The sequence below is a fragment of the Fructobacillus sp. CRL 2054 genome, assembly GCF_028764065.1.
Classification (GTDB): domain Bacteria; phylum Bacillota; class Bacilli; order Lactobacillales; family Lactobacillaceae; genus Fructobacillus.
The window spans coordinates 1-23,406 of sequence record NZ_JACOFN010000006.1 but is presented as its reverse complement, the minus strand read 5'-3'; the positions used below and the strand labels follow the sequence as shown (position 1 = coordinate 23,406).

The following is a 23,406-nucleotide window of genomic DNA, read 5'->3' as shown; positions in this document are numbered from 1 at the left end:
TCATGGAAGAAGAAAAGAAGCAAGTTATCGCAACAAAGGAAGAAGTAGAAGAAGCCTTGCAAGAGGGTCTCTACTGTATCGGTTGTGGTGCTTTAATGCAGGTAACTGATAAAGAAGAAGCTGGTTATCTACCAATGTCTGCCTTACAGAAGCAGTTGGAGTCAGAGCAATTGCTCTGCCAGCGTTGCTTCCGTCTGCGTCACTACAATGAAATTCAACCGGTTTCATTAACCGATGATGATTTCATTAAGCTCTTGCACCAAGTTTCGGAAGCTAAGGCACTGATTGTCTACGTGTTGGACCTATTTGATTTTTCAGGTTCTACGATTCCTGGATTGCCACGTTTCGTTGGACAAGATAACCCCATTTACGTGGTAGGAAACAAGGTTGACCTCCTTCCCAAGTCTTTGAAGGAACATAAGATTAAGGATTGGGTTCGTGGCCAATTGAAGGAACAGGGGATTAAGCCGGTTGACGTGGATTTGACATCAGCGGCCCATCCAGCCAACCTGGACATGATTTTGGATAAGATTGATGACCTTCGTGAAGGTCGCGACGTTTACGTTGTCGGTACAACAAACGTTGGTAAGTCAACTTTGATTAACCAAATCATCAAGTCGAAGACAGGGGTCCAGGAGTTGATTACGACCTCTCGATTCCCAGGAACAACTTTGGACCAAATCGCCATTCCTTTGGATGACGGTCAATCTTTGATTGATACGCCAGGAATTATTAAGGCGGATCAATATGCTCATCAAGTTTCGGATAAGGACTTGAAGTACGTTTTGCCAAAGAATGAGATTAAGGCCCGTACTTACCAGTTGAACGATGAACAGACTATTTTTATTGGTGGGCTTGCCCGCTTTGACTTGGTATCCGGCTTGAAGGATTCTAAGACATCCGCAACATTTTACTTTGAAAATAATTTGAATTTGCACCGAACTAAGATGATTGGCGCAGACGACTTTTATGAAAAACACCAGGGTGGCCTTTTGGCACCCGTACCAAAGAATACAGAAGCTGGCCTTGTTGGTCATGAATTTAGGACGAAGACGACGGCCGATTTGGTCTTTGCTGGTCTTGGCTTCATTACCATCCCAGCGGGTGTGACCGTTAAGGCTTATGCGCCAGCGGCAGTTTCAGTGTTCTTAAGAAAGGCAATGATTTAATGCAATTAACTGGAAAGCAAAAGCGCTACTTGCGTTCACAAGCAAACAAAATGACACCAGTCTTTTCAATCGGAAAGGCCGGGGTTTCAGAAGATTGGCTCTTGGAAGTCGAAAAGGCTTTGGCCAAGCGTGAGTTGATGAAGGTCAACCTTCAACAGGGGGCTGAAGTATCAGCCAAGGAGCTGGCTGCCTTCATCGAAGACAACTCATCCATTACTGTTGCACAGGTAATTGGAAAGACAGTTCTTTTGTATCAAGAAGCAAAGGAAGCGAAGTACATGAAGTACTCACTTGAAGTAAGCAAATTAGCTTAAGGAGTGATGAACATGACAGCGGTGAATGAAAAAGAATTGGCAGCACTATCAAAGCAGGTTGGCAAGAATTTGTCCAAGCATCGTTTTGAACACTGCTTACGAGTTTCAGACTATGCAGTCAAGTTAGCAAAGCAAAATGGGGTCGATGTGAATCAGGCGGCAATTGCCGGATTAGTTCACGACTATGCCAAGGAAGTGTCAAAGAAGGATTTCTTAAAGAAGATTGAAAAGTCTGGCTTGAATCCTGATTTGAAAAACTGGGGCAACGCCGTATGGCACGGTGTCGTTGGCGCCGAATTCATTAAGGATGAGTTGGGTATTGATGATCCCACGATTTTGCAAGCGGTTCGTTTGCACACAACTGGTGGTACTCACAAAGAAATGACGGGCTTAGATAAGGTGGTCTTTATGGCCGATTATCTTGAAAAAGGTCGGGACTTTCCAGGTGTCGAAGAAGCACGTCAAATTACGGATAAGTCCTTGGACCAAGGTGTCTTCTACCAGTTAGCACACACGCTTTTATTCTTAGCAGCAAAAGAAAAAGTGATTTATCCCAAGACATTTGAGGCCTACAACGATTGGGCAATGTACTTGAAGGATTAAAAGGAGAATTTATGGTTGAACAAACAAATACAGCACTGTTGAAGACGGTGTTGAATGCCATTGATAATAAGCGTGGCGAAAACATCTCAGCTTTGGATATGCAAGGTGTCTCACTCTTGGCTGATTACTTTGTTTTGGCGTCAGCTGGCTCAACCCGACAGGTTCAAGCCATCGCTAACGAAGTGAAGGAAGACGTTGTAAAGGCTGGTTTTGAAATCGGACATATCGAAGGTTTGGAGCAAGCACACTGGGTTGTTTTGGATCTTGGTGACGTTATCGTTCACATTTTTGATGAAGAGTCCCGTGACTTTTACCACCTCGATAAGCTCTGGTTTGACGCCAAGTCATTGGATGTTGAATCATTCTTAAACGAATAAATGCAATGGGGCCATTTGGAAGTGATTTCCAGGTGGCCCTTTCTATGGAAAGGGAGGTCAGCATGGCCGAAGAAGAACAACCTTATCAAACCTTTGCCTCACTTTACGATGAGCTCTTTGATGGTGAACTCTACCTCGACTGGGCTGACTTTGTAAAAGCAAATATTCCAGCTGGAAAAGTCTTGGACCTTGGTGGCGGAGCTGGCCGTTTAGCTGTTTTACTGGCCAAAGAAGGCTATCGAGTCGACTTGCTGGATATTTCAGCTCCAATGCTTTCCTTAGCACAGGAGCACGCGCAGGAAGCCGATGTTGATTTGCGTCTCTTGCAAGCAGATATTCGTGATTTCTCGGATTGGGAAGAACGCTATCCGACCATTGTTTCCTTTGCGGATACCTTGAATTACCTTCCTGGGCCAGTGGACTTTGAAGCTGGTATTCGACAAGCTTACGAACACTTGGAAGCTGGCGGAACCTTTCTCTTTGACGTCATCACGCCAAAGATGGTTAATGTTGACTATGATAACTTTTGTTACAATAACGATGAAGACCCTGAAAAGATTTTCATGTGGACCTCTTTCTATGGGGAAGAGGAGAATTCAGTCGATCACGATTTGAAGTTCTTCTTATACGATGAAAAGCTGGACGCATTTAAGATGGTCCGGGAAGTGCATCATGAACAGACCTATCCGATGGCTGAGTATTTGGCCGTATTAGAGCGGGTTGGTTTCAAGAACATTCAGGTTTCAGCGGACTTTGGCCGTAAACAAGCAGACGAAGAAGATACCCGCTGGTTCTTTAGCTGCCAAAAAGGAGAAAAGTGATGAAAGCCGTTGGTATAATTGCTGAATATAATCCCTTTCACAACGGGCATGCCTACCATTTGCAGGAAGCAAAACGTGTGACTGGGGCAGACGTAGCTGTTGTTGTTATGTCTGGTAATTTTGTGCAGCGTGGCGAACCAGCTATTTTGGATAAGTGGGAACGAACAAAGTTAGCGCTACACCATGGGGCTGATGTTGTCATTGAGTTGCCTGTCTTTGATGCGGTTCAACCCGGTCATCTCTTTGCCCAAGGTGCCGTGCGTATTTTGTCGGCGCTGGGTGTTAAAGACCTTGTCTTTGGGTCGGAACATCCGGACGTGGACTTCATGACTTTGGCAAAGCAGGCCGAAGAGATTCAGTCGGAAGGAAAGTACACCGACCGGACGCAGACATACGCTTCAGCCTATGCAGCCGAGCTAGAGGAAAAGACTGGTTTCAAGTTGGAAGACCCCAACGATATTTTGGCCTTTTCATATGCAAAGGCTGTTTTGAGCCTAGATGTTGAAATGGATTTGCATCCAATCGGACGTTTGCAAGCGGCTTACCATGACCAAACGATTGATGAGGACCAAGATATTGCCTCGGCTTCATCGATTCGCTTAGCCCTTCATAAGGGTAAGTGGGATAAGGTTGAAAAGGTAGTCCCAGCAGACACCTTGAAGGCCTTGCAGGAAAAACCGAATTCGCTTGGCTTTGAAAAGCCATTCTTTGAGCTATTGCGTTACCGATTGTTAACCGATACGGTGGGACAATTGGGTCAGGTTTACCAGATGGCCGAGGGATTGGAGTACCGTTTAGCTGGTGTCGCTTCTGCCAAAGAGGCACCACAGTCCTACCAGTCCTTTATTCGGGCCGTGAAGTCAAAGCGTTATACCTTTGCTCGTATGCAGCGCACAATGTTGTATACGTTGTTAAACATAAAAGTCGATCAGATGCAGGCGGCGATGGCGGATTCCTACATTCGCTTGCTCGGATTTACTGATGAAGGTCAGGCTTACTTATCTGAAGTAAAGCGCAAGGCTCGTTTGCCAATTATTTCCCGTGTCGATCAGGGTTTGGCAAAGGCCAACCTTCGTTTAGATTATAAGGCGGGAATGATTTGGCAGCTCTTAGCTGATCAGTCCGCTAGCCAAGAGGGACAGGATTTAGCTCGTCGTCCCATTCACTACATCAAGGAAAAGGAGTAATTCATGAAGTTTCCTAAGCAACAGTTACAAAAGTACCGAAACGAAGCGTTGAAGTTTGAGGAAACGCTCGATTTGAACGAGCTAATTAAAGAACGTTTTTCTGATTTAATTATTTCGGCTAAGCCAGTCAAGGTGACAGGAACCGTTCAAATGGATGATCAGGACGATTATTTGTTGATTGCTTCTTTCCATGCTGATTTGATTTTGCCATCTTCCCGTTCATTGGAACCCGTTCCATGGTCAACGGATATGGCGATTCAAGAAACCTATGTGGAAGACCCTAAGCGAATTGAAAAGTTTGACGAAGACGAACCGGTTTTCCCACTTGTCAACAATGCCGTTGATTTAGATGCTGCCGTTTTGGATAACTTAGTGGCAGCCCTTCCTTCTCAGGTTTTGACCGAAGAGGAAGCAGCAGGTGCGCCTTTGCCAGAGGGAAAAGACTGGCAAGTGATTTCTGAAGCAGAGTTCATGCAAGAACATCCAGAAGAAGCAGCGGAGGGTGATCAAGCAGCCGAGAAGGATGCAAAATTAGACCCACGCCTTGCAAAATTAGATGAATTTTTTAAAAAATGAGATAATTAACAATCCTATGGTAGAATAGGATTAAAATAAATTTCATTTATATATGGTGACTAACTGTAAATCCGCAGTTAGCTTAAAAAGCCAATGGAGAAGATTATGAGTCGTATTTTAATTGTAGAAGATGAAGAAAATTTGGCAAAGTTCGTCAAATTAGAGTTGGAACACGAAGGTTACCAGGTTGACACGGTATTAAACGGTCGTGAAGGTCTGGATAAGGCTTTGGAAGAAGATTTTGATTTGATTCTTTTGGACTTGATGTTGCCTGAATTGAACGGTTTCGAAGTGGCCCGTCGTTTGCGTGAAGTCAAGAAGACACCAATCATTATGATGACAGCCCGTGATTCAGTCATTGACCGTGTTTCAGGTTTGGACTACGGTGCTGATGATTACGTGGTGAAGCCATTCGCCATTGAAGAACTTTTGGCACGTGTTCGTTCATTGATGCGTCGTATTGACATCGAGAAGGAACCTGCTTCATCTGCTTTGAACGTTATTTCATTCAAGAATTTGAAGTTGGAAAAGGAAAACCGTACGGTTCGTCGTGATGATGAAATCATCTCATTGACGAAGCGTGAGTACGACCTTTTGCTCATCTTGCTTGAAAACATTGATGTTGTTCAACCTCGTGAAAAGCTACTAAAGAAGGTTTGGGGTCAGGAAACAAAGATTGAAACAAACGTTGTTGATGTCTACATCCGTTACCTACGTAACAAGTTAGACGATCCTGAATCAAAGACTTCTTATATTCAAACAGTCCGTGGTACGGGCTACGTTATGCGGAGCTGAGATGGTTAAAAAGAACGAAAACAATCAAAAAAACTCACCGTTTAAAACAAGCCAGGCCATCTTGACCTTTGGGTTAACGGTGGGTTTTTTGCTCATTGCCTGTGGAATCTTCCTTGGCTTAATGGTGGTGCAGGGACCGGAATTAACTAAGACGGTTTTTGCTGCTGTTGGCCACTGGTGGTGGTCCTTCTTGATTTTTTCACTGGTCGGTATTTTACTGCTGGCCTTTTTGCTGGCTCAACTCTTTGTGTGGCCAATGAAAAAATTAGCCAAAGTGATGCGGACTTTTGAAGAAGATCCCTTAACGAAGGAACGAGTAGAGCCAGTTGGCTATAACCAAGAGTTAAACGATTTGGGTATTGTCTTAAATGACACGATGACTCAGGTGCAGAACTTAATTCAGTCACAGCAAGATTTCGTGTCGGATGTTTCCCATGAATTGCGAACACCCGTTGCCATTGTAAAAGGCCATTTGAATTTACTGGAGCGTTGGGGAAAAGATGACCCTGAGGTTTTGGATGATTCACTTTCTTCATCGCTGGCTGAAATCAAACGAATGGAAGTGTTGGTAAATGAGATGCTCCAGTTGACCCGTGCTGAAAAGCTGACGGTTAATTCGGAACAGGACCGTACCGCAGTTTGGCCAGTGGTTGACCGTGTTTACCACGATTTCCAAATTCTACACCCAGATTTCACTTGGTCCTTTGATAACAGCTTGAGTAAAGAGTCCGAGGTGGCCATTCGTCCAGACCACCTGGAACAAATGCTAATTATTTTAATTGATAACGCTTTGAAGTATTCAACTGACCGTAAGGAAGTTCACTTGGCTTTGGCGCAGGCGGGGGCTTGGATTGAAATTGGCGTGCAGGACTTTGGCCAGGGAATTGCGGCCGAAGATTTGGACCGCGTCTTTGACCGCTTCTATCGGGTTGATAAGGCTCGTGTTCACCAGCCAGGTGGAAATGGACTAGGATTATCAATCGTTAAAAAGATGGTTGCGGCCTACGGCGGTCAGGTTCAAGTGGAATCTGCTCTTGGATCTGGTTCTTCTTTCCGTTTGCGTTTCCCAATGGTTAAAAAATTAACGATTGCTGAAAATGAGCAAGAAGACGAAGAGAAAAGTGCGGAAGAATAAGGCGAATCTTGCTATAATAGTACAGATTGCAAAAAATTACTAAGAATTAAAGAGCTTTTAGGAGCAAAAATGAAACAGTTGAAACGCTATGCCACAGTGTTAGTGGTACTATTTGACATTTACCTTTTCACAGGTGGTTATGGAGTTCACGGCCGAATTTACAAGTTGGTTGCTAAGCCAATTGCCAACCTTTTGTTAGACCTTTCAAATGCCATTGGCGGTGTGAATGCCATTGGTTGGGCGATTATCCTTTTGACGGTTATTTTCCGTTTGATTTTGTTGCCAATCATGGTTAACCAGTCAAAGAACACGACCATCTCACAGTTGAAGATGCAAAAGTTACGTCCTGAATTCGAAAAGGTTCAAGCCGCTACAAAGGCTGCCAAGACACAGCAGGAACAGCAAGCAGCATCAATGGCTTCCATGGCTTTGTACCGTGAAAACGGTGTTTCTATTACGGGTGGTGTTTCATGGTTGACGATGGCCCTTCAAATGCCAATCTTTTCAGGTTTGTATTTGGCCATCATGCATGCCAACGGTTTGAAGACGGCAACCTTCTTTGGTTTTGAATTATCATCACCACAGATTCTCTTCTCAGCCATTGTTTTGATTATCTATGTTGGTCAAGCTTACCTGTCACAACTCCACGTACCTGAAGCTCAAAAGAAGCAGATGGGCATGTTGATGTGGATGATGCCCATCATGATTGCTGGATTCACCTTCGTTTCTTCAGGTGCCTTGGGACTTTACTTCATGGTCGGTGGAATCTTTGTTTTGATTCAATCACTGATTAACCACCTCTACTATGATAAGCTTAAGGCGCAGGTGGATAAGGACTTTGTCATCAAGAAGACGGCTGATGAACTATTGAAGCAGACGATGCCAACTGCTGGACCAGCGCAAACGGCGCAAAACACGAACCGTGTTCGTCCAGAAGATCTCCGTCCACGTGATGTAACGGAAGAAAGTAACGAATCTGCAGGGCGTAACGCCGGTAAGCAGCATCGTTCAAACGACTAATTAGGTCGAATTAAAGAAGGAAGTATTATGGAACGCATTTTATCAAAGCAAAATAACAAGGTGAAAGCCTGGGCTAAGTTAGCCACAAAGAAGGGCCGCCTTGAGCAAAAGACTTATTTGCTTGACGGCTGGCACTTGGTTCAAGAAGCCATCAATGCCAAGGCAAAGTTCCACGCCATCATGGCGACTGAAGAACAAATGGAAGCCCACTTGGCTGATGTTCCTCACGGTGTCCCAGCCTTTGAAATTTCAAAGGAAGTGGCCGCACATATCGCTGGTTCAAAGACACCACAAGGTATCTTTGCGGAAGTGACTTTGCCAGAAAAAACCTTTGACCCAACCTATGTTCACGATGGTCTCTGGTTGTTCTTGGATGCTATCCAAGATCCAGGTAACGTTGGAACTTTGGTTCGTACTGCCGATGCAGCTGGCTTCAAGGGTGTTGTCCTTGGAACTGGAACGGCTGATTTGTATGCTCCCAAAGTCGTTCGTGCCATGCAAGGTTCAAACTTCCACTTGGAAGTCTTGCAAGGTGATTTGAACGAATGGATTGATGCCTTCGAAGATAATGACTTGCCAGTTTATGGTTCTGAATTAAACGAAGAAGCCAAGCCATATCAAGATATTCACGGTTTGTCAGCCGGTGCCTTAATTGTTGGAAACGAAGGACAGGGTCTTGATCCTGAATTAGCCAAGAAGACAACAGCTAACCTTTACATTCCTTTGCTTGGTTCTGCTGAATCATTGAACGTTGCCGTTGCCGGTGGTGTTTTGATGTTCCGCCTTTCTCTTGGAAACTAAGACGAAATTTGCTATACTAGGTAATATGAATTGCGAGTGGAGGCGTCTTTGTGACTAATTTTTTAACCATTCTCTTGTTAGTTGTTGGTTTCTTACTGATTGTGTCAGTAATGATGCAGCCTAGCAAACAACAGGATGCACTATCAGCTTTGTCTGGTGGGGCAACCGACTTATTTACAGAACGAAAGTCTCGCGGCTTCGAAGCTGTCATGCGTCGTGTTACGGCGGTACTTGGCACAATTTGGTTCATCATCGCATTAATCTTGATGTACTTAGCCGCTCATTAATTAATAAAGGTCAGTTTACTTTTTTGTAGACTGATTTTTTATTAGCATTTTTTAGAAAGATTCATAGATTTATGGAAACAAAACAATTAAAAGAACAACTACAGGGATTCTTAAAAGCCAATCCTAAGCAGGCCTTTTCTGTCCAAAACTTGGCCGATGGATTGCGTTTAGAAGGTGCTTCTGGATATCGTCAGGTACTGGGAGTACTAGAAAACTTGGCAGATAACCAAATTATCAAAAAGATCGACAAGGACAGCTACCAGTTCCAAGGGCAAAAGGGTGACATTGTCGGTGAGTTTAAAGCAAACGACAAGGGCTTTGGCTTTGTTCGTTACGATGAAAACCTACCTGATTACTTCGTTGGTCCAGATAACACCATGCAGGCCATGCAGGGGGACACGGTTCGCGTTTCAATGGTGAAACCAGCCCAGTCTGCTGACCGTGGACCCGAAGGAAAAGTCGAAGAAATCCTGGAACACGCCTATACGCGTTTAGTCGGTGTTTATACATCTGGTTCAACCTACCAGGGAATGCTTGGTCAAATTCGCTTGTCTGATAAGAAGGCCGCGTCTTTCCAAGTTGTGATTGATTCGTCAACGGCTGAAGAAGATTTGCACGATGGACAAGTGGTTGTTGCCGAAGTTCAGTCATATGCTGATGCCATCCATCCTAAGCAACTGGTTGCCACGGTGACTCAGGTATTGGGTTACGAAAACGAACCCGGCATGGACATTATGCAAATCGTTGAAAACAAGAAGGTACCCAACCACTTCCCAGCCGATGTTATGGCTGAAGCGGATGCTATTCCAAACGAAGTATTGCCATCCGAATGGGAAGGCCGTCAGGATATTACGGACCAGCCATTGGTTACCATTGATGGTGCTGATACGAAGGATATCGATGATGCCGTTGTTGTTTGGAAGTTAGACAATGGTAACTACCACTTGGGTGTTCACATTGCCGATGTATCCCACTACGTGAAGCCTGGTTCAGCCATTGATACCGAAGCCTATAACCGCGGAACTTCTGTTTACTTGACGGACCGTGTTATTCCAATGCTGCCACAGAAGCTTTCAAACGGAATTGCTTCCTTGAATCCTGGTGTAACCCGTTTGGCCATGTCGGTTGAAATGGAAATTAATCAGCAGGGTGAGGTGGTGAAGCACCGTTTGGCACAGTCTGTCATCGAGTCACACGCCCGTATGACTTATGATAAAGTCAATGAAATCCTTGCCGGTGACCCAGCTGCCCGTGAAGAATATTCCGGCTTAGCCGATATGTTCGACATGATGGGTGAGTTGCACCAAATCTTAGCTAAGAAGCGTGAAAAGCGTGGAGCTATCGAATTTGATACGCCAGAAGCATCCATCGTGGTGGATGAAAATGGTAAGGCCATTGATGTCGTGGTCCGTGAACGTGGAACCGCTGAACGAATGATTGAGTCCTTCATGTTGTCAGCCAACGAAACAGTGGCTGAGCACTTTGACACAAAGAAAGTACCTTTCCTTTACCGTATTCACGAAACGCCAGATGAAGAACGTGCCAAGTCCTTCTTTGAATTTGCCAGTGCTTTGGGTTACCCAGTCAAGGGTGACCCCGCCAATGTAACACCAATCATGTTGCAGACTTTGATGAAGAAGGTCAAGGACGATCCAGCCGAGCAGATGATTTCAACGATGATGCTCCGTGCGATGAAGCAGGCCAAGTATTCACCAGAACCACTGGGACACTTTGGCTTGGGTGCTAAGTACTATACCCACTTTACGTCACCAATTCGTCGTTACCCCGATTTGACGGTTCACCGTTTGATTCGTTGGTATACGGAACACGGCTACGGTGTTGAAGCACAGGAAAAGTATGCTTCTTCCCTTGGCCAAATTGGTGTTGATACCTCAACCCGTGAGCGTCGCGCCATCGATACGGAACGCCTTGTTGACGCCATGAAGAAGGCCGAATACATGGAAGACAAGGTTGGTAACGAATACGAAGGTGTTGTGAACGCCGCCTTGAAGTTTGGACTCTTTATTTCATTGGACAACACGGTTGAAGGTTTGGTTCACATTTCAAACTTGACTGATGATCACTATGATTACGATGAAAAGCATGCCGCCTTAATTGGTCGCTCAAAGCACCACATCTTCCAAATCGGTCAGAAGTTCAAGATTAAGGTTATCCGTGCTTCTAAGAAGGATTCAACGGTGGACTTCATGTTGGTTAACCCTGAAGAGGCACCAACAACTGATATTAAAGTGCCACAACCAAACCGTGGTAAGTTTGGACGAGATAATAAGCGCGGTCGTGACAACAAGGGCAATGGTAACCGACACGGTGGAAACGGCCATGGCGGTCGTTCCAACCATGGTAATGGGAAGCCAGGACAAGGTCGTGATGGACAAAAGCGTGGAAATGGTCAATTAAACGGCCGCTCTAACAACAACCAGGGACGACCACAGCAGAAGGCTAACCAGGCGAAGTCTGGTGCTAATCACAAGCATCCCTTTTCCATGAAGCAGAAGTAAGTTAAGTTTTTGAAAGGTGTGGCCAATGGCAAAGAAAAAAGTACAACAAAACGATGCCTTGGCGACGAACCGAAAGGCTCGATTTAACTATGCCATCGAAGAGACTTTTGAAGCGGGGATGGTGTTAACCGGAACTGAGATTAAGTCTGTTCGAGCAGGGCAAATCACGATTGGGGATGGTTTTGTGACCATTCATGATGGGCAAGCCTATTTAACCAATGTTCACATTGCGAATTACGAGCAGGGGAACCAGTTCAACGTTGACCCGCTGCGTTCGCGTGTTCTGCTTTTACATAAGAAGCAGATTCAACACTTGTCTGCATTGGTAAAAGAATCCGGTGTAACGGTGGTACCTTTGAAGGTTTACATGAAGAAGGGCTTTGCCAAAGTCTTGATTGGTGTCGGCCGTGGTAAGAAACAATACGACAAGCGTCAGTCCATTAAGAAACGTGATATTGAACGTGATTTGAACCGACAATTTAAGCGATAAAAAAGAGCCCAGTAGTGGGCTCTTTTTTCTAAAGTAGAACGAGCTGAATTGACTTTATTAAAAAGTTTTTACTTGTCAGAATTGAATTGAAAAGGGGATAAGAACGGCTTTCAGTTGGAATTATCTGTGCTATTTTTAATTCTAGTCTAATTGACCCAAGGTAAAAATTTGTCTATACTAGACATGTGAATTGAAAACAATTTACAACTGAAAGGAAAAGAATATGCTGACGATTATTATCTCAGCACTCTTTGCTCTTTTAATCGGCTTAGCTGGTGGTTATGTCACGAAGAAGATTGTTGATCAAGTTCGTGTCAATAACGCTAAGCAGATTGCAACAAACATTTTAAAACAAGCAAATGACGAAGCCAAAAGTATTAAAAAATCTGCCGAAGTGGATGCTAAGGGCTATGCCCAAGAGTACCGCCGTCAGGTAGAAGATTCCTTGTCTAATCGACAAAAGCGGGTGGAAGACCAAGAAACCCGTGTTCAGGATCGCATTGATACTTTGGATAAAAAAGATGCAACATTGAACGAACGTGATGCTTCCTTGATTAAGAAGGAAGGAAAGTTACAGGCTCGTTTGGATGCTGCTACTAAAAAAGACCAAGAGGCCGACCAAAAGTTGGCTGAACAAGAAGCCAAGCTGGAAGAAATTGGTCAGCTGAACAAGGACCAAGCGCAGGAAATCATTCTTAATACGGCAAAGGCACAACTTGAAAAAGAACGTGCTAACTTGATTCAGGAATATGAACAAGATGCTAAGAATGAGGGTGAAAAGCGTGCCCGCAACATGATTGTGGAAGCCATCCAGCGTTCTGCAGCCGATTCCGTTTCTGATGTGACGGTTTCTGTTGTAAACTTGCCTAGCGAAGACATGAAGGGCCGTATCATCGGCCGTGAGGGTCGTAATATCCGTACAATTGAATCCTTGACAGGGATTGATTTGATTATCGATGATACCCCTGAATCTGTCGTTCTTTCTGGTTTTGATCCACTTCGCCGACAGATTGCTAAAAACGCACTGGAAGCTTTGATTTCCGATGGACGGATTAATCCTGCGAAGATTGAAGAAGCAGTCGAAAAGGCCCGTCGTCAGATGGATGAAAACATTCGCCAAAAGGGTGAATCCGCGGTCTTTGAATTAGGAATTCGCGGGCTTCATCCAGATCTAATTAAGTTAATTGGTCGAATGAATTACCGTACGTCTTATGGTCAAAACGTACTACAACACTCAATTGAAGTTGCTAAGCTAACCGGCTTAATGGCTTCTGAGTTTAAAATGGATGTCGCACAAGCAAAGCGTGCCGGCCTCTTACACGATATTGGAAAAGCAGTCGATGCCGAAGTTGAAGGATCTCACGTTGAACTCGGTGTTCGTCTTGCTGAAAAGTATCATGAAAAGCCAAATGTTATTAATGCTATCGCTGCCCACCACGGCGATATCGAACCAACCTCACCATTGGCTGAATTGGTCACGGCAGCGGATGCTATTTCTGCTGCTCGACCTGGTGCCCGTTCTGAATCGCTTGAAAACTACGTTCAACGATTAACAGATTTGGAGCACATTGCCAGTGATTACAGCGGTGTTAAATCTGCTTACGCTATTCAAGCGGGACGAGAAGTTCGTGTGATTGTTGAACCTGATCAGGTTTCTGACATTCAAGCAACTGTCTTGGCCCACGATATTAAGGCGGAAGTCGAAGACCGACTCGAATATCCGGGACACGTCAAGGTGACCGTTGTTCGTGAAACACGAGCCGTTGATTATGCTCGATAAAAAAGTCCCCCTCGGGGGCTTTTTTCTTTGACTTTGATTACCACTGTTAAAGATATTTTAATTTGTTACAATAGAAATGATTAATACTTAGTAATTTAAGTACAGATAGGAGAGATTATGACTGTTGGACAAATATCACTACTAATCTTTGCTTTGGCCTTTTTGCTTTTGGTCGTCGCAATTACGGTTTTCTTACTCCGTTTGACTCGTACCGTTTCAATTCTAACGACTGATTTGGATACGATTGCTCGTTCATCAAATGAATTGGTGGCCAATACGAACTTACTTGTTGATGATATCAACGATAAGATGGCAACGTTGAACGTTACGGTACAGGCTGCTGCCGATTTATCTGAAACAATTTCAGACTTGAACCGTTCAGTACGTAATACCTCATCATCAGTATCAGGGTTTGGAACAGCCACAAAGACTGGTTTGACTCTAGTATTATCAAAGCTATTTGGCAAGAAGTCTTCTAAGAAGGCAAAGTAAGGGGATTAGACATGAAAGCAACAACAAAGTTTCTCGCTGGATTCTTGTTTGCAATGGGGGCATCAGCAGCATACAAGGTTGCCAAGTCCGAACAAAAACAAGAAGAATTAAAGAATAAGTTGAATCACGTGCAGGGTCAGGTTCAAGACATGGTGGAAAAGGCAACGGAAGCTGTCTCACCATACGTTGAAAAGGCTAAGGTTTCCTATCAAGAATCACGTGATGCTTTGACTGATTCGGTTTCAGCCCAAGATGAAGCAGCACAACCTGACATCGAGATTGAAGAAAAAGATCTTGATTTGCAAAAGTAAACATAAAAAAGCATTGAACAGCTGATTGGTTGTTCAATGCTTTTTTGATTAGTTGAAGTTTTACTTAACGAAGGGCTTCCGCTTTTTTTGTATTCGCAAAGTGTAGTTTTGCAAAGTGGCTGAGGTCCTTACCCTGATTCATTAGCTGCGCTGCCTTACGGTCGGCTTCTTTTCCCGCACCAATTGGTAAAGTCATACCGGCCTCCTGGCTAAGTTCCTTCATCGTTTGTAGCTCAACGTAGCGAGCGAGGACGGAGGCTGCCGCCACGGCAACGTGTTCGGACTCACCCTTTGTAATGAAGTAGGTGGGAACCGTTGGTTTTTTCTGACGGTTTTTATCCAAGTAACGGTAATAGGAGGAGCCTTGCACAAATTGATCAACCAGGATAGCATCTGGTTGATCACTGGGTGCTAACTTTGCTAGTACTTGATTGTGTGTGAAGTTATGGGAAAGGGCCTTCATGGCGACGACGTTTTGGCCACTTTGCTGCTTTTGGTTATAAAAGTCGGGTGTTAGGTTCACGATGTGGTAGGGCAGGTTTTCGATGATATAGGGCGCGAGTTCTTTAATCTTATCGTCTGTTAAAGTTTTTGAATCCGCAAAGCCTAGTTTTCGGAGTTCTGCTACTTTATCGCGGGGAACGTATACAGCCGCAGTGGTCAAAGGACCAAAGTAGGCACCGGCACCGACTTCATCGGAACCGATAACACCCCAGTCGGCAAAGCCGGCCGGCAGTTTCGTGCGGGGCTTTTTGCTATGTGAGGTTGTTTTAGTTGAGAGCACTGGTTTACTTTCCTTTTTTGAAGAACTGACAGTTTTTTTGCTTTCGTATTGCTTAAAGTGAACGGCTTCTCTTTCAGGTTCCTGTCCTTGGAAGAGAACTTTACCCGACTTATAGGCGGTAATCGTGACACCGTTTTTTTTAGCCTGAAAGAGACTGTATGGTGGGGCCTTTTTAAGCAGCTGATCCGCATAGGTTGATTTTGCTTGCTTAAGGCCTTCTTTTGTCAATAAAATCACAGTTTGCATGCCTTAATTATAGCAGTTTTAATGGTATAATTGACCTTATTCAAGGCAGGCTATTTAGTCTGCCTGCTTTTGAGGAGGACAAGCCCATGGTACTTATGTCGATTGCCATTTTATTCTTAATTGTCATGACACACTCGGGCTATCGCACTGGCTTTGTTATGACCCTAACCCGCGTTGTTCTCTGGGGATTGATTCTCTACGTTGCCACGGTGTTGTCAAAGCCGCTGTCGACGGTTTTCTCCGGTTGGATTTCGGGTCAGTTTGCCCGACCATCTGTTCCAACTGCCTGGGCTAACGACGGATCAAGCTTCCTGGCCTCAGGCTTGGCCTTCGTGGTGATTATGATTATTGGATCCTTTATTGGACATTTCCTATTGCGTTCCATTCACTTTGTCCGCCGTTTACCATTCCTAGGTAAAGTCGATGGCTTACTGGGTGCTTTGCTGGAATTGGCCTTTGGCTTGGTTTTGACTTTTTTCTGCTTACAAGTCTTGTCAGTCATTCCAAACGCTTGGTTACAAGGACAGTTTACGGAAAATCACTACTTGAGTGATTACCTGGACCAGTTCCCAATTATTTCAAATCAGATTTATCAGTGGTGGTTATAAACTTAACGAGGTATCATGAATCAAAAAGTATTACAAACACTCGAATATAACAAGGTAAAGGATGAACTTTTACCATTCATTCAGACGGCACAGGGAAAGAAGACGGTTGAAGCTTTACAGCCATCGTCTGACTATGACCAAGTCGCTGAATGGTTACAAGAAACAGCCGAAGCTGCCATGGTGGAACGTTTGCACGGGGGGATGGCACTCCCTGACTTGACTGATATTCAGGAACAAGTGCGACGTTTGCAAATTCAGGCATCCTTGAATGGAGCTGAAATCGTTGCTTTAGCCAAAGTCTTGAAGGCGACCGCTGCCATTGCCCATTTTTTTGAGCGAATTCAGGCCGATGACATGCAGGACTCAGTCCCACGTTTGCAGGGCAAGGTTGATCAGTTGGTTTTGCTTCCTGAATTGACGAAGAAGGTCCAAGAGACCGTCGATGATAACGGCCGTGTCTTGGACTCTGCATCCTCTGCTTTAGCCTCCTTCCGTCGCCAAATGGCGGGGAAGGAAGATGCCATTAAGCAACGTTTGGCGAACTACACCCGTGGTAAGTCCGCACGTTACTTGTCTGAGACCATTGTGACAAAGCGTGCTGACCGCTATGTATTACCGGTCAAAGTCGAGTACCGCCATCAGATTCCGGGTATCGTTCATGACCAAAGTCAATCTGGCCAGACTTATTACATTGAGCCACAAGCCGTTGTAGAATTGGCAAACGAGCTCTCCGAGGTGCGCGTCTTGGCGCTAGCTGAAGAAGACCGTGTATTGGCCGAATTATCCGTTCTGCTTTCTGAGCATTTAGAAGATCTGACGCAGAATGCTAATGTTTTGGGCCAGTTAGACTTTATCAACGCCAAGGCCCGTTTGGCTAAGGCACAAAACGCCATGGCGCCCGAGCTTTCAAAGAAAAAGGTCGTGGCTTTGAACCAGGCTTGGCACCCTTTGATTGGTGAGAAGAAGTCGGTAAAGAACGATATCTCGCTTGGCCAGGACTATGAAACCTTGATTATCACCGGACCAAACACCGGTGGTAAAACCATTACCATTAAGACGCTGGGCTTGTTGCAATTGTTAGCGCAGTCTGGACTCTTTATCACAGTCGGTCGTCCCTCAACGGTGACGGTTTTTGATGATATCTTTGCCGATATTGGGGATGAACAGTCGATTGAGCAGAACTTATCCACATTCTCCTCCCACATGGAAAACATTAAGGGAATTTTGTCTCGAACAGATGAAAACTCCTTGGTCATCTTCGATGAATTGGGTGCGGGAACTGATCCTGCCGAAGGTGCGGCATTGGCCATGGCCATCTTGGACCGGACAAAAGCCTTGGGTGCACGGACGATTGCTACGACCCACTACCCAGAGCTGAAGTTATATGGGAACGAGCGTTCTGGTACCGAGAATGCTTCGATGGTCTTTGATGTGCAGACGCTTCAACCAACTTACCAGTTGTTAATTGGCGTTCCAGGACAGTCAAACGCTTTGGCGATTGCTGCCCGTCTCGGCTTTGACCAGGAGATTTTGGCGGATGCCAAAACGATGGTCAACCCCGAGGACCAACAGCTAAACGATATGATCAAAGACTTGGTTGACCAACGACAGGAAGCCAAGGAAGAACGCGCACAGCTGGCTACTGAGCGGAAGGACTTTGAACAAGCTAAAAATGAGTTGGATGAAAAGACGCTCAAGCTTGAAAAGGACCAGGCCCGAGTCATGATGGACGCTAAGAAGCAGGCCAACGAGCTTGTTTCAAAGACTAAGCATGAAGCGGAAAAGTTGATTAAAGAAATTCGTTCCGAACGTTTGGCCGGTGGACAGCAGGCTAAGTTGTCTGAACAGGATTTGCAGAAACAGAAGCAGGCCATCGCGGCTTTGCAGCAATCTGACAAGTTGGAGAAGAACAAGGTTCTTCAGAAGGCAAAGCGCGTCAAAGAGTTGAAGCCTGGTGATGAGGTCGTTGTTTCGTCCTACAACCAGCAGGGAACATTGGTTAAGAAGCATAAGAATGACCAATGGGAAGTTCAAATGGGCATCTTGAAGATGTTGGTTGATGAAGATGATTTGAAGAAGACGGAAGCAACCGCTAAGGCTCAGCAGGAAAAGAAGCAGAAGAAACGTCAGAAGGTTAGCACGACGGCTACGGCCGGTCATACTGGTCGGGTGCAGGCGAAGTTGGACTTGCGTGGCGTTCGTTATGAAGCAGCCTTGCACGAGTTGGACCGTTACCTAGATTCCGTTGTTTTAGGAAACCTTTCTTCCGTGGAAATCATTCATGGAAAGGGTTCAGGTGCACTTCGTCAAGGAGTCACTCAGTTCTTACGTTCTGACCGACGTGTCAAGGAGTTCCACTTTGCATCGGCAAACGCCGGTGGGGATGGGGCTACGATTGTAACCTTGCGCTAATGACTTTATGAAATAATTGAACTATAGTTGTCTTAGATAATAGATAATTCATGAAATAAATTTGAGGGCCTACGCCCCAAAAGGAGAACGATGGCAGAGAAGAAATATCCAGCCGGACAATACCTATCCGCTTTGTTCGGATACGCTCGCGACTTTAACTACAACCACTTGGTTTTTGAAGTGAACCGCTTTAAGGTGTCGGTTTCATTGCAGCGCCGTTCCAATACCTATGGAAATGCTGATTTGTTCTATTCATCAGCTGAGCCTAAGGCCTTTGCTCCAGTGCTATCAGCGATTAACCAAGCAATCGAGATTGCCGAATTAGAGGGCGACCGTCAGGCAACAGTGAAAACACCTGATTTGACACGCGAAGATCAAATTTTCCAGTTTAAGCTCAAGGAATTTGGCCACGGCAAGTATTTGCTAGACTTAAGTATTTAAGGAGGAGTTTCTATGAAGCAGGGAAAATCAGCACAAATTAAGAAGGTTAAGAAGCAAAAGAGCTTGCAAAAGTTCCAACAAAAAACAAAGTTATCCCCATTCGATTACAACGAATTTGCTGGATTTCTACGCGCCCGCTTCTTCTTGACCAAGCAGCACAGCTATCAGAAGGCAACCTTTGAAGTGGCTTCCTTCTTCTTGGATGATTTGATTGCCACGATGGTTCAGCAGAATTTCTCAGACTTCACATCCGATAAGCACGTGATTGTGAAGATGAACGAAGTGATGCAAGCAGCATTGGTACAGTCAGCTGACCGTGACTGGCGTTACTTCATCTTGTTAACGCCTGTTTTGTACGATATCCAGGCCTTCTTAGCTAAGGAAGCTTCTGTTTCGGACCGTTTCTCTGTACAAACAACATCATTCGATCCAAACTTCTGGCGGATGATTGTTCGTACGGTTTTGGCCGTGAACTACTTCCGCTTTCAAGGTCAAGACGTTGCTAAAGTCATGTCAGACGGCAATGCCATTGATGACTTGCAATTCAAGTTCTTGAGTCAAGACGAAAAGGACGATAATTTTGACCTCGAAACGATTGCAGAAGTCTACAAGGGCTTGAAGGTAACGGAGCCTAAGTTGGATGGCAAAGATGCCGAACCAAAGGGTGAGAAGTTATCTGCTGAAGCAATCGACGAAGAAGTTTCCTTTGGTAAGCGAATGGTTGAGACTTTCCAGAAGACAGCCATTAAGGATGTTGTTTCTGAACAAGAAGTTCAAATGTTACTTGCCTTCCACAAGGGATTGGCTGAAAAGTACAACGTGACTCACCGTGAATGGACCAACGATTTGTTGACGACCTTTGCAAAGAAGGATTTGATGGATTATTGGCAGCCTGAATGGGATTCACTCGATGGATTGGGTGGTGAAATTGCTCAGTACATCAAGTTCTTGGATAAGAAGAAGGCGGTTGATACGATTCGTATCGCTGCGCTTGAGTCTTGTGGATTAGACCATTACGTTGATATTAAGGCTGTTAATACATTATTAGCTGCAATGCCAATGAAGGAAGTGGAAGCACTTCTAACTGAGCCAAAGCGTGCAGAATAGTTTGTTAAATGTAAAAAGACCAGTTACGTCATGTAACTGGTCTTTTTAATTTAATTCTGAACTTACCCGATGTGGCGAAGAAGTTCAGGTGAAAGGTGGTGGCACTGGTTTGTATGGACATCTTCAATTAATAGAGAACCGGCACGATCTTGAAAAAGAACGCCGTAGAAGTCTTGAATGTCTTCTTGTTCAAAACCATAGTTCATTTGAACAGCGGTTGGAGTGCCAGCGTTAATGGCATCTTCCAGTCGATTAATCAAGACGGTCGTTGATTGTTGTTCTTTTAAGGGAACAAGGGCGAAGTGCTCCTTCATTTTATTCCAGGCTTGTTTAATCTGGTTGAATCGATTGAATTGTGGTTGGGCTGAAAGCTTAGCTTGCATCAGACGCCTCCTCTTTATCTCTGTGACTTAAGTATACGAACAACTGTTCGTAAAATCAAGGAGAAAGAATGGTTAAATTTTGTATAAGACGAGAAAAAACGTCTTGAAGGCCTATAATTCAACGTTTTTAAAAAGGAAACAAACTTTCTTTCTGTTCCCTTTTTATTCGCATAGCAAAAATTAATAGCAGAAATCACTGTTCAGTCAAAGTGGTTCGCCCGTACTTCTTTCGTTGAATTTCAACCTTTTTCCTGGTAAACTACTACTATTAGATACTAAATACGATAAAGAGGAAGCACAATGACTGAACGTGGCTTGTTAATTGTCTTATCAGGGCCTTCTGGTGTTGGTAAAGGAACAGTTCGAAAGGCAATTTTTGAAGACGATGCAGTAGATTTTCGTTATTCCATTTCTGCAACAACTCGTAAGCCCCGCCCTGGGGAAGAAAACGGTAAGGATTATTTCTTTGTTTCTCGTGAAGAGTTCGAAGACAAGATTCAAGCTGGAGACATGCTAGAATATGCGGAGTACGTAGGAAACTACTACGGAACGCCACGGTCGTTCATTGAAGAAACGCTCGCTTCTGGGCGAGATGTTTTCCTTGAAATTGATGTGCAAGGTGCCTTGCAAGTGAAAGCCAAGATGCCGGAAGGTGTATACATCTTCTTGACTCCACCTGATATTAAGAACCTGCGTCAACGATTAATTGGTCGTGGTACTGACTCTGCTGAAGTAATCGAAAAGCGTGTTGCTGCAGCTCGAGATGAATTAAAGAAGATGATTAACTATAACTATGCTGTTGAAAACGACGTAGTAGCCCATGCAGTTGATCGAATTAAAGCAATTATTACAGCCGAACGCCTTCGGGTGTCACGTGTCTTGGAACAAATTGCGGAACAGTAAAAGGAGAACACAATGTTACTTTATCCATCAGTTGATAAGTTGCTCGAAAAGGTTGACTCACGTTACAAGTTGATTGCTTTGGCATCAAAGCGTGCCCGTGAATTGGATGCTGGTATGCCAGCTACCCAAGTAAAGTTCAACTCTGTTAAGTCAGTTGGACAAGCACTTGAAGAAATCGAAGAAGGCGACGTGGTTATCAACCCCGTTGTTCAAGACTCAGAGGATTAAAATGACAGATTTTCCACAGCTCAATGTAGGGCCAAACGATGTTCGAGCAACTTTGAAGACGAATTATGGTGACATTGCCTTGGCTTTGTTCCCTGATCAGGCTCCTAAAGCTGTTGAAAACTTCTTGACCCATGCTAAGAACGGCTACTACGATAATGTTCTTTTTCATCGTGTAATCAACGATTTTATGATTCAAACTGGCGATCCGGAAGGAACCGGTCGTGGCGGCGAGAGTATTTGGGGTAAGCCATTTAAGGACGAATTCTCAAAAGAACTCTTTAACATTCGTGGCGCATTATCCATGGCGAATGCTGGACCAGCAACAAACGGGTCACAGTTCTTTATTGTTCAAAACAAGCATTTTCCAAAGCAAATGAAGCCATACCTTGGCCGTTATGCGGAAGAAATTGCTAAAGTCTATCAAGAACAAGGTGGTACACCTTGGCTTGACGGAAAGCATACAGTATTTGGTCAAGTTGTTGATGGCATGGATGTCGTTGATAAGATTGCTTCTGCGAAAGCAGACCGAGCTGATCGTCCTTTAGAGGACATTGTGATTGAAAAAGTAGTCCTCTAACCTTTTGGTGGGGACTTTTTTACTACAAAAAACATGGAAGGGTTAACCTGATGAACTATAAAATTGGACAAAAGGTTACGGGTACCGTAACTGGAATTCAACCTTATGGCGCCTTTGTTAAGTTAGACGAGGATACGCAGGGATTAATTCACATCTCCGAATTGAAATCGGGCGTTGTTAAGAATTTATCGGATGAATTGTCTGTTGGTCAAAAAGTCTCAGCGATTGTATTGGATATCGATCAATATAGTCAAAAAATCTCACTTTCGGTTCGTCAGTTACCATTGATGAGTTTGGCACACACGCCAATTATCAAAAATAATAATGTTAAGCGACGCTTTTGGACAAACTACCATTTGGACTTTGGTTTCGAACCAATTGCTTTAGCAATGCCGGGCTGGATGGCTGAGGCTTCAAAACGCTTGCATCTAGATGACCAACAAAAGGGAGAGAAGATAAAATGACAACTGTAGCAGCAACAGTAATTGCTTATCAAGATAATCTTCCATACTTCTTAGTAGAGGAAAAGAATGATCATGACGAATTTTTGGTTGTGAAAGTTCACCAGCACCATGAACAAACGTCGTTGGGGATGATTTTGAAGTCTTTTGCTGATTTAGGGGTAAAAGATTTCGATTCTTGGCGTTTAGGTGAGCTTGCCACAATTCAACTGGACGATAATGAGCAAGCACCACTGTATTCTTTTCACGTAGTTGATTTCGAAGACGTTCATCGAAAGCTTCCGGGAGGACTGGTTTTTAAGTCTGGTGATGAGATTCGCAACCTATTGACGACTATTCAGCCATCAACCTTTACGTCTTTCGACGAATAAGAGTATTAAATAACTGCCTCAATATAGAAAAACTCCCTGAATAAACAAACGTTTATTCAGGGAGTTTTTGTCTCATTCGTATTTAGAATATTCGTTAATTTTCTTCGAAAAAAGCATTGACCGAACGGGTCAATGCCGGTATACTAATTATTGTTCCTTGCGAGGGACAAGCGGTTATCAAGTTTTGCTTGATAATCACCAGCAAAAC

Annotated in this window: 28 protein-coding genes; 26 read left to right on the top strand and 2 right to left on the bottom strand. The window is 44.3% G+C overall.

The genetic code is table 11. The features are described 5' to 3' along the window. Positions 1-2 precede the first annotated feature (2 nt). The 17 genes from yqeH (at position 3) to H7198_RS03655 (ending at position 14,677) form a co-directional block, all read left to right on the top strand. Positions 3-1,169, top strand: a complete 1,167-nt coding sequence (gene yqeH / locus H7198_RS03735) for a ribosome biogenesis GTPase YqeH (RefSeq protein WP_274458445.1) — start codon at positions 3-5, stop codon at positions 1,167-1,169. Further along, positions 1,169-1,483: a ribosome assembly RNA-binding protein YhbY gene (gene yhbY / locus H7198_RS03730; protein WP_274458444.1), complete on the top strand. Its 315-nt coding sequence runs from the start codon at positions 1,169-1,171 to the stop codon at positions 1,481-1,483. Before yqeH ends, yhbY begins: the two co-directional genes overlap by 1 nt. A 12-nt stretch (positions 1,484-1,495) precedes the next feature. Continuing rightward, positions 1,496-2,086 (top strand): bis(5'-nucleosyl)-tetraphosphatase (symmetrical) YqeK, encoded by a 591-nt coding sequence (yqeK, locus tag H7198_RS03725; RefSeq protein WP_274458443.1) that lies wholly within the window; start codon positions 1,496-1,498, stop codon positions 2,084-2,086. Positions 2,087-2,097: 11 nt separating this feature from the next. Further along, on the top strand, positions 2,098-2,463 hold the full coding sequence (gene rsfS / locus H7198_RS03720; RefSeq protein ID WP_274458442.1) for a ribosome silencing factor: 366 nt from the start codon (positions 2,098-2,100) through the stop codon (positions 2,461-2,463). Between the two features lie 62 nt (positions 2,464-2,525). Next, entirely contained in the window at positions 2,526-3,284 is a 759-nt protein-coding gene (locus H7198_RS03715; protein WP_274458441.1) for a class I SAM-dependent methyltransferase, read from the top strand. Further along, positions 3,284-4,471, top strand: coding sequence for a nucleotidyltransferase (locus H7198_RS03710; protein ID WP_274458440.1), 1,188 nt, complete (start codon positions 3,284-3,286; stop codon positions 4,469-4,471). The genes H7198_RS03715 and H7198_RS03710 overlap by 1 nt, the downstream gene beginning before the upstream one ends. Before the next feature lie 3 nt (positions 4,472-4,474). After that, the gene (locus tag H7198_RS03705; protein ID WP_274458439.1) at positions 4,475-5,047 is read left to right on the top strand and encodes a YceD family protein; all 573 of its coding nucleotides are present in this window, start codon (positions 4,475-4,477) and stop codon (positions 5,045-5,047) included. A gap of 105 nt (positions 5,048-5,152) precedes the next feature. After that, positions 5,153-5,842: a response regulator transcription factor gene (locus H7198_RS03700; protein ID WP_274458438.1), complete on the top strand. Its 690-nt coding sequence runs from the start codon at positions 5,153-5,155 to the stop codon at positions 5,840-5,842. Position 5,843: 1 nt separating this feature from the next. Continuing rightward, a complete protein-coding gene (locus H7198_RS03695) occupies positions 5,844-6,977 on the top strand; it encodes a sensor histidine kinase (protein ID WP_274458437.1) in 1,134 nt (377 codons plus the stop codon). 69 nt (positions 6,978-7,046) lie between these two features. Further along, positions 7,047-7,997: a membrane protein insertase YidC gene (yidC, locus tag H7198_RS03690; RefSeq protein ID WP_274458436.1), complete on the top strand. Its 951-nt coding sequence runs from the start codon at positions 7,047-7,049 to the stop codon at positions 7,995-7,997. A 27-nt stretch (positions 7,998-8,024) separates the two neighbouring features. Continuing rightward, complete coding sequence (locus H7198_RS03685; protein WP_091502403.1) at positions 8,025-8,798, top strand: TrmH family RNA methyltransferase; 774 nt, start codon at positions 8,025-8,027, stop codon at positions 8,796-8,798. 50 nt (positions 8,799-8,848) lie between these two features. Next, a complete protein-coding gene (secG, locus tag H7198_RS03680; protein WP_091502405.1) occupies positions 8,849-9,085 on the top strand; it encodes a preprotein translocase subunit SecG in 237 nt (78 codons plus the stop codon). Positions 9,086-9,156: 71 nt separating this feature from the next. Then, the gene (gene rnr, locus H7198_RS03675) at positions 9,157-11,604 is read left to right on the top strand and encodes a ribonuclease R (RefSeq protein ID WP_274458435.1); all 2,448 of its coding nucleotides are present in this window, start codon (positions 9,157-9,159) and stop codon (positions 11,602-11,604) included. Positions 11,605-11,629: 25 nt separating this feature from the next. Beyond that, the gene (gene smpB / locus H7198_RS03670) at positions 11,630-12,094 is read left to right on the top strand and encodes an SsrA-binding protein SmpB (protein ID WP_274458434.1); all 465 of its coding nucleotides are present in this window, start codon (positions 11,630-11,632) and stop codon (positions 12,092-12,094) included. A gap of 223 nt (positions 12,095-12,317) precedes the next feature. After that, positions 12,318-13,874 (top strand): ribonuclease Y, encoded by a 1,557-nt coding sequence (gene rny / locus H7198_RS03665; protein ID WP_274458433.1) that lies wholly within the window; start codon positions 12,318-12,320, stop codon positions 13,872-13,874. Between the two features lie 117 nt (positions 13,875-13,991). After that, positions 13,992-14,366 (top strand): DUF948 domain-containing protein, encoded by a 375-nt coding sequence (locus tag H7198_RS03660; RefSeq protein WP_274458432.1) that lies wholly within the window; start codon positions 13,992-13,994, stop codon positions 14,364-14,366. An 11-nt stretch (positions 14,367-14,377) separates the two neighbouring features. Next, positions 14,378-14,677 (top strand): hypothetical protein, encoded by a 300-nt coding sequence (locus tag H7198_RS03655; RefSeq protein WP_274458431.1) that lies wholly within the window; start codon positions 14,378-14,380, stop codon positions 14,675-14,677. Positions 14,678-14,741: 64 nt separating this feature from the next. On the opposite strand, the gene rnhC is transcribed toward H7198_RS03655, so the two are convergent. Then, positions 14,742-15,707, bottom strand: a complete 966-nt coding sequence (rnhC, locus tag H7198_RS03650; protein ID WP_274458430.1) for a ribonuclease HIII — start codon at positions 15,705-15,707, stop codon at positions 14,742-14,744. An 86-nt stretch (positions 15,708-15,793) separates the two neighbouring features. On the opposite strand from rnhC, the gene H7198_RS03645 reads away from it, so the two are divergent. The 4 genes from H7198_RS03645 to H7198_RS03630 all read left to right on the top strand — a co-directional run bounded on the left by H7198_RS03645 (position 15,794) and on the right by H7198_RS03630 (position 20,275). Next, a complete protein-coding gene (locus tag H7198_RS03645; protein ID WP_274458429.1) occupies positions 15,794-16,315 on the top strand; it encodes a CvpA family protein in 522 nt (173 codons plus the stop codon). A 15-nt stretch (positions 16,316-16,330) separates the two neighbouring features. Further along, positions 16,331-18,727: an endonuclease MutS2 gene (locus tag H7198_RS03640; RefSeq protein ID WP_274458428.1), complete on the top strand. Its 2,397-nt coding sequence runs from the start codon at positions 16,331-16,333 to the stop codon at positions 18,725-18,727. A 90-nt stretch (positions 18,728-18,817) separates the two neighbouring features. Next, entirely contained in the window at positions 18,818-19,168 is a 351-nt protein-coding gene (locus H7198_RS03635) for a hypothetical protein (protein ID WP_274458427.1), read from the top strand. A 12-nt stretch (positions 19,169-19,180) separates the two neighbouring features. Next, positions 19,181-20,275: a metaphase chromosome protein 1 gene (locus H7198_RS03630; protein ID WP_274458426.1), complete on the top strand. Its 1,095-nt coding sequence runs from the start codon at positions 19,181-19,183 to the stop codon at positions 20,273-20,275. A gap of 62 nt (positions 20,276-20,337) precedes the next feature. Here the strand turns inward: H7198_RS03630 and H7198_RS03625 are convergent, their stop codons facing one another. Beyond that, positions 20,338-20,658: a hypothetical protein gene (locus H7198_RS03625; RefSeq protein WP_274458425.1), complete on the bottom strand. Its 321-nt coding sequence runs from the start codon at positions 20,656-20,658 to the stop codon at positions 20,338-20,340. 300 nt (positions 20,659-20,958) lie between these two features. On the opposite strand from H7198_RS03625, the gene gmk reads away from it, so the two are divergent. Genes gmk through H7198_RS03600 form a run of 5 tightly spaced genes read left to right on the top strand, consistent with a single transcriptional unit; the run spans position 20,959 to position 23,198 of the window. After that, positions 20,959-21,561 (top strand): guanylate kinase, encoded by a 603-nt coding sequence (gene gmk, locus H7198_RS03620; RefSeq protein WP_091502427.1) that lies wholly within the window; start codon positions 20,959-20,961, stop codon positions 21,559-21,561. A gap of 12 nt (positions 21,562-21,573) precedes the next feature. Beyond that, positions 21,574-21,789, top strand: coding sequence for a DNA-directed RNA polymerase subunit omega (rpoZ, locus tag H7198_RS03615; protein ID WP_091502429.1), 216 nt, complete (start codon positions 21,574-21,576; stop codon positions 21,787-21,789). Between the two features lies 1 nt (position 21,790). Next, positions 21,791-22,366 carry a peptidylprolyl isomerase gene (locus tag H7198_RS03610; protein WP_274458424.1) on the top strand — a complete coding sequence of 192 codons (576 nt, stop codon included), beginning with the start codon at positions 21,791-21,793 and terminating at the stop codon, positions 22,364-22,366. Positions 22,367-22,416: 50 nt separating this feature from the next. Next, positions 22,417-22,830: a CvfD/Ygs/GSP13 family RNA-binding post-transcriptional regulator gene (locus H7198_RS03605; RefSeq protein ID WP_274458423.1), complete on the top strand. Its 414-nt coding sequence runs from the start codon at positions 22,417-22,419 to the stop codon at positions 22,828-22,830. Next, entirely contained in the window at positions 22,827-23,198 is a 372-nt protein-coding gene (locus tag H7198_RS03600) for a hypothetical protein (protein ID WP_274458422.1), read from the top strand. The genes H7198_RS03605 and H7198_RS03600 overlap by 4 nt, the downstream gene beginning before the upstream one ends. Positions 23,199-23,406 lie beyond the last annotated feature (208 nt).

What these genes read in the sequence shown, in the direction of transcription:
- yqeH (WP_274458445.1), top strand. Translation starts at nt 3, where the DNA reads ATGGAAGAAGAAAAGAAGCAAGTTATCGCAACAAAGGAAGAAGTAGAA.
- yhbY (WP_274458444.1), top strand. Translation starts at nt 1,169, where the DNA reads ATGCAATTAACTGGAAAGCAAAAGCGCTACTTGCGTTCACAAGCAAAC.
- yqeK (WP_274458443.1), top strand. Translation starts at nt 1,496, where the DNA reads ATGACAGCGGTGAATGAAAAAGAATTGGCAGCACTATCAAAGCAGGTT.
- rsfS (WP_274458442.1), top strand. Translation starts at nt 2,098, where the DNA reads ATGGTTGAACAAACAAATACAGCACTGTTGAAGACGGTGTTGAATGCC.
- H7198_RS03715 (WP_274458441.1), top strand. Translation starts at nt 2,526, where the DNA reads ATGGCCGAAGAAGAACAACCTTATCAAACCTTTGCCTCACTTTACGAT.
- H7198_RS03710 (WP_274458440.1), top strand. Translation starts at nt 3,284, where the DNA reads ATGAAAGCCGTTGGTATAATTGCTGAATATAATCCCTTTCACAACGGG.
- H7198_RS03705 (WP_274458439.1), top strand. Translation starts at nt 4,475, where the DNA reads ATGAAGTTTCCTAAGCAACAGTTACAAAAGTACCGAAACGAAGCGTTG.
- H7198_RS03700 (WP_274458438.1), top strand. Translation starts at nt 5,153, where the DNA reads ATGAGTCGTATTTTAATTGTAGAAGATGAAGAAAATTTGGCAAAGTTC.
- H7198_RS03695 (WP_274458437.1), top strand. Translation starts at nt 5,844, where the DNA reads ATGGTTAAAAAGAACGAAAACAATCAAAAAAACTCACCGTTTAAAACA.
- yidC (WP_274458436.1), top strand. Translation starts at nt 7,047, where the DNA reads ATGAAACAGTTGAAACGCTATGCCACAGTGTTAGTGGTACTATTTGAC.
- H7198_RS03685 (WP_091502403.1), top strand. Translation starts at nt 8,025, where the DNA reads ATGGAACGCATTTTATCAAAGCAAAATAACAAGGTGAAAGCCTGGGCT.
- rnr (WP_274458435.1), top strand. Translation starts at nt 9,157, where the DNA reads ATGGAAACAAAACAATTAAAAGAACAACTACAGGGATTCTTAAAAGCC.
- smpB (WP_274458434.1), top strand. Translation starts at nt 11,630, where the DNA reads ATGGCAAAGAAAAAAGTACAACAAAACGATGCCTTGGCGACGAACCGA.
- rny (WP_274458433.1), top strand. Translation starts at nt 12,318, where the DNA reads ATGCTGACGATTATTATCTCAGCACTCTTTGCTCTTTTAATCGGCTTA.
- H7198_RS03660 (WP_274458432.1), top strand. Translation starts at nt 13,992, where the DNA reads ATGACTGTTGGACAAATATCACTACTAATCTTTGCTTTGGCCTTTTTG.
- H7198_RS03655 (WP_274458431.1), top strand. Translation starts at nt 14,378, where the DNA reads ATGAAAGCAACAACAAAGTTTCTCGCTGGATTCTTGTTTGCAATGGGG.
- rnhC (WP_274458430.1), bottom strand. Translation starts at nt 15,707, where the DNA reads ATGCAAACTGTGATTTTATTGACAAAAGAAGGCCTTAAGCAAGCAAAA.
- H7198_RS03645 (WP_274458429.1), top strand. Translation starts at nt 15,794, where the DNA reads ATGGTACTTATGTCGATTGCCATTTTATTCTTAATTGTCATGACACAC.
- H7198_RS03640 (WP_274458428.1), top strand. Translation starts at nt 16,331, where the DNA reads ATGAATCAAAAAGTATTACAAACACTCGAATATAACAAGGTAAAGGAT.
- H7198_RS03635 (WP_274458427.1), top strand. Translation starts at nt 18,818, where the DNA reads ATGGCAGAGAAGAAATATCCAGCCGGACAATACCTATCCGCTTTGTTC.
- H7198_RS03630 (WP_274458426.1), top strand. Translation starts at nt 19,181, where the DNA reads ATGAAGCAGGGAAAATCAGCACAAATTAAGAAGGTTAAGAAGCAAAAG.
- H7198_RS03625 (WP_274458425.1), bottom strand. Translation starts at nt 20,658, where the DNA reads ATGCAAGCTAAGCTTTCAGCCCAACCACAATTCAATCGATTCAACCAG.
- gmk (WP_091502427.1), top strand. Translation starts at nt 20,959, where the DNA reads ATGACTGAACGTGGCTTGTTAATTGTCTTATCAGGGCCTTCTGGTGTT.
- rpoZ (WP_091502429.1), top strand. Translation starts at nt 21,574, where the DNA reads ATGTTACTTTATCCATCAGTTGATAAGTTGCTCGAAAAGGTTGACTCA.
- H7198_RS03610 (WP_274458424.1), top strand. Translation starts at nt 21,791, where the DNA reads ATGACAGATTTTCCACAGCTCAATGTAGGGCCAAACGATGTTCGAGCA.
- H7198_RS03605 (WP_274458423.1), top strand. Translation starts at nt 22,417, where the DNA reads ATGAACTATAAAATTGGACAAAAGGTTACGGGTACCGTAACTGGAATT.
- H7198_RS03600 (WP_274458422.1), top strand. Translation starts at nt 22,827, where the DNA reads ATGACAACTGTAGCAGCAACAGTAATTGCTTATCAAGATAATCTTCCA.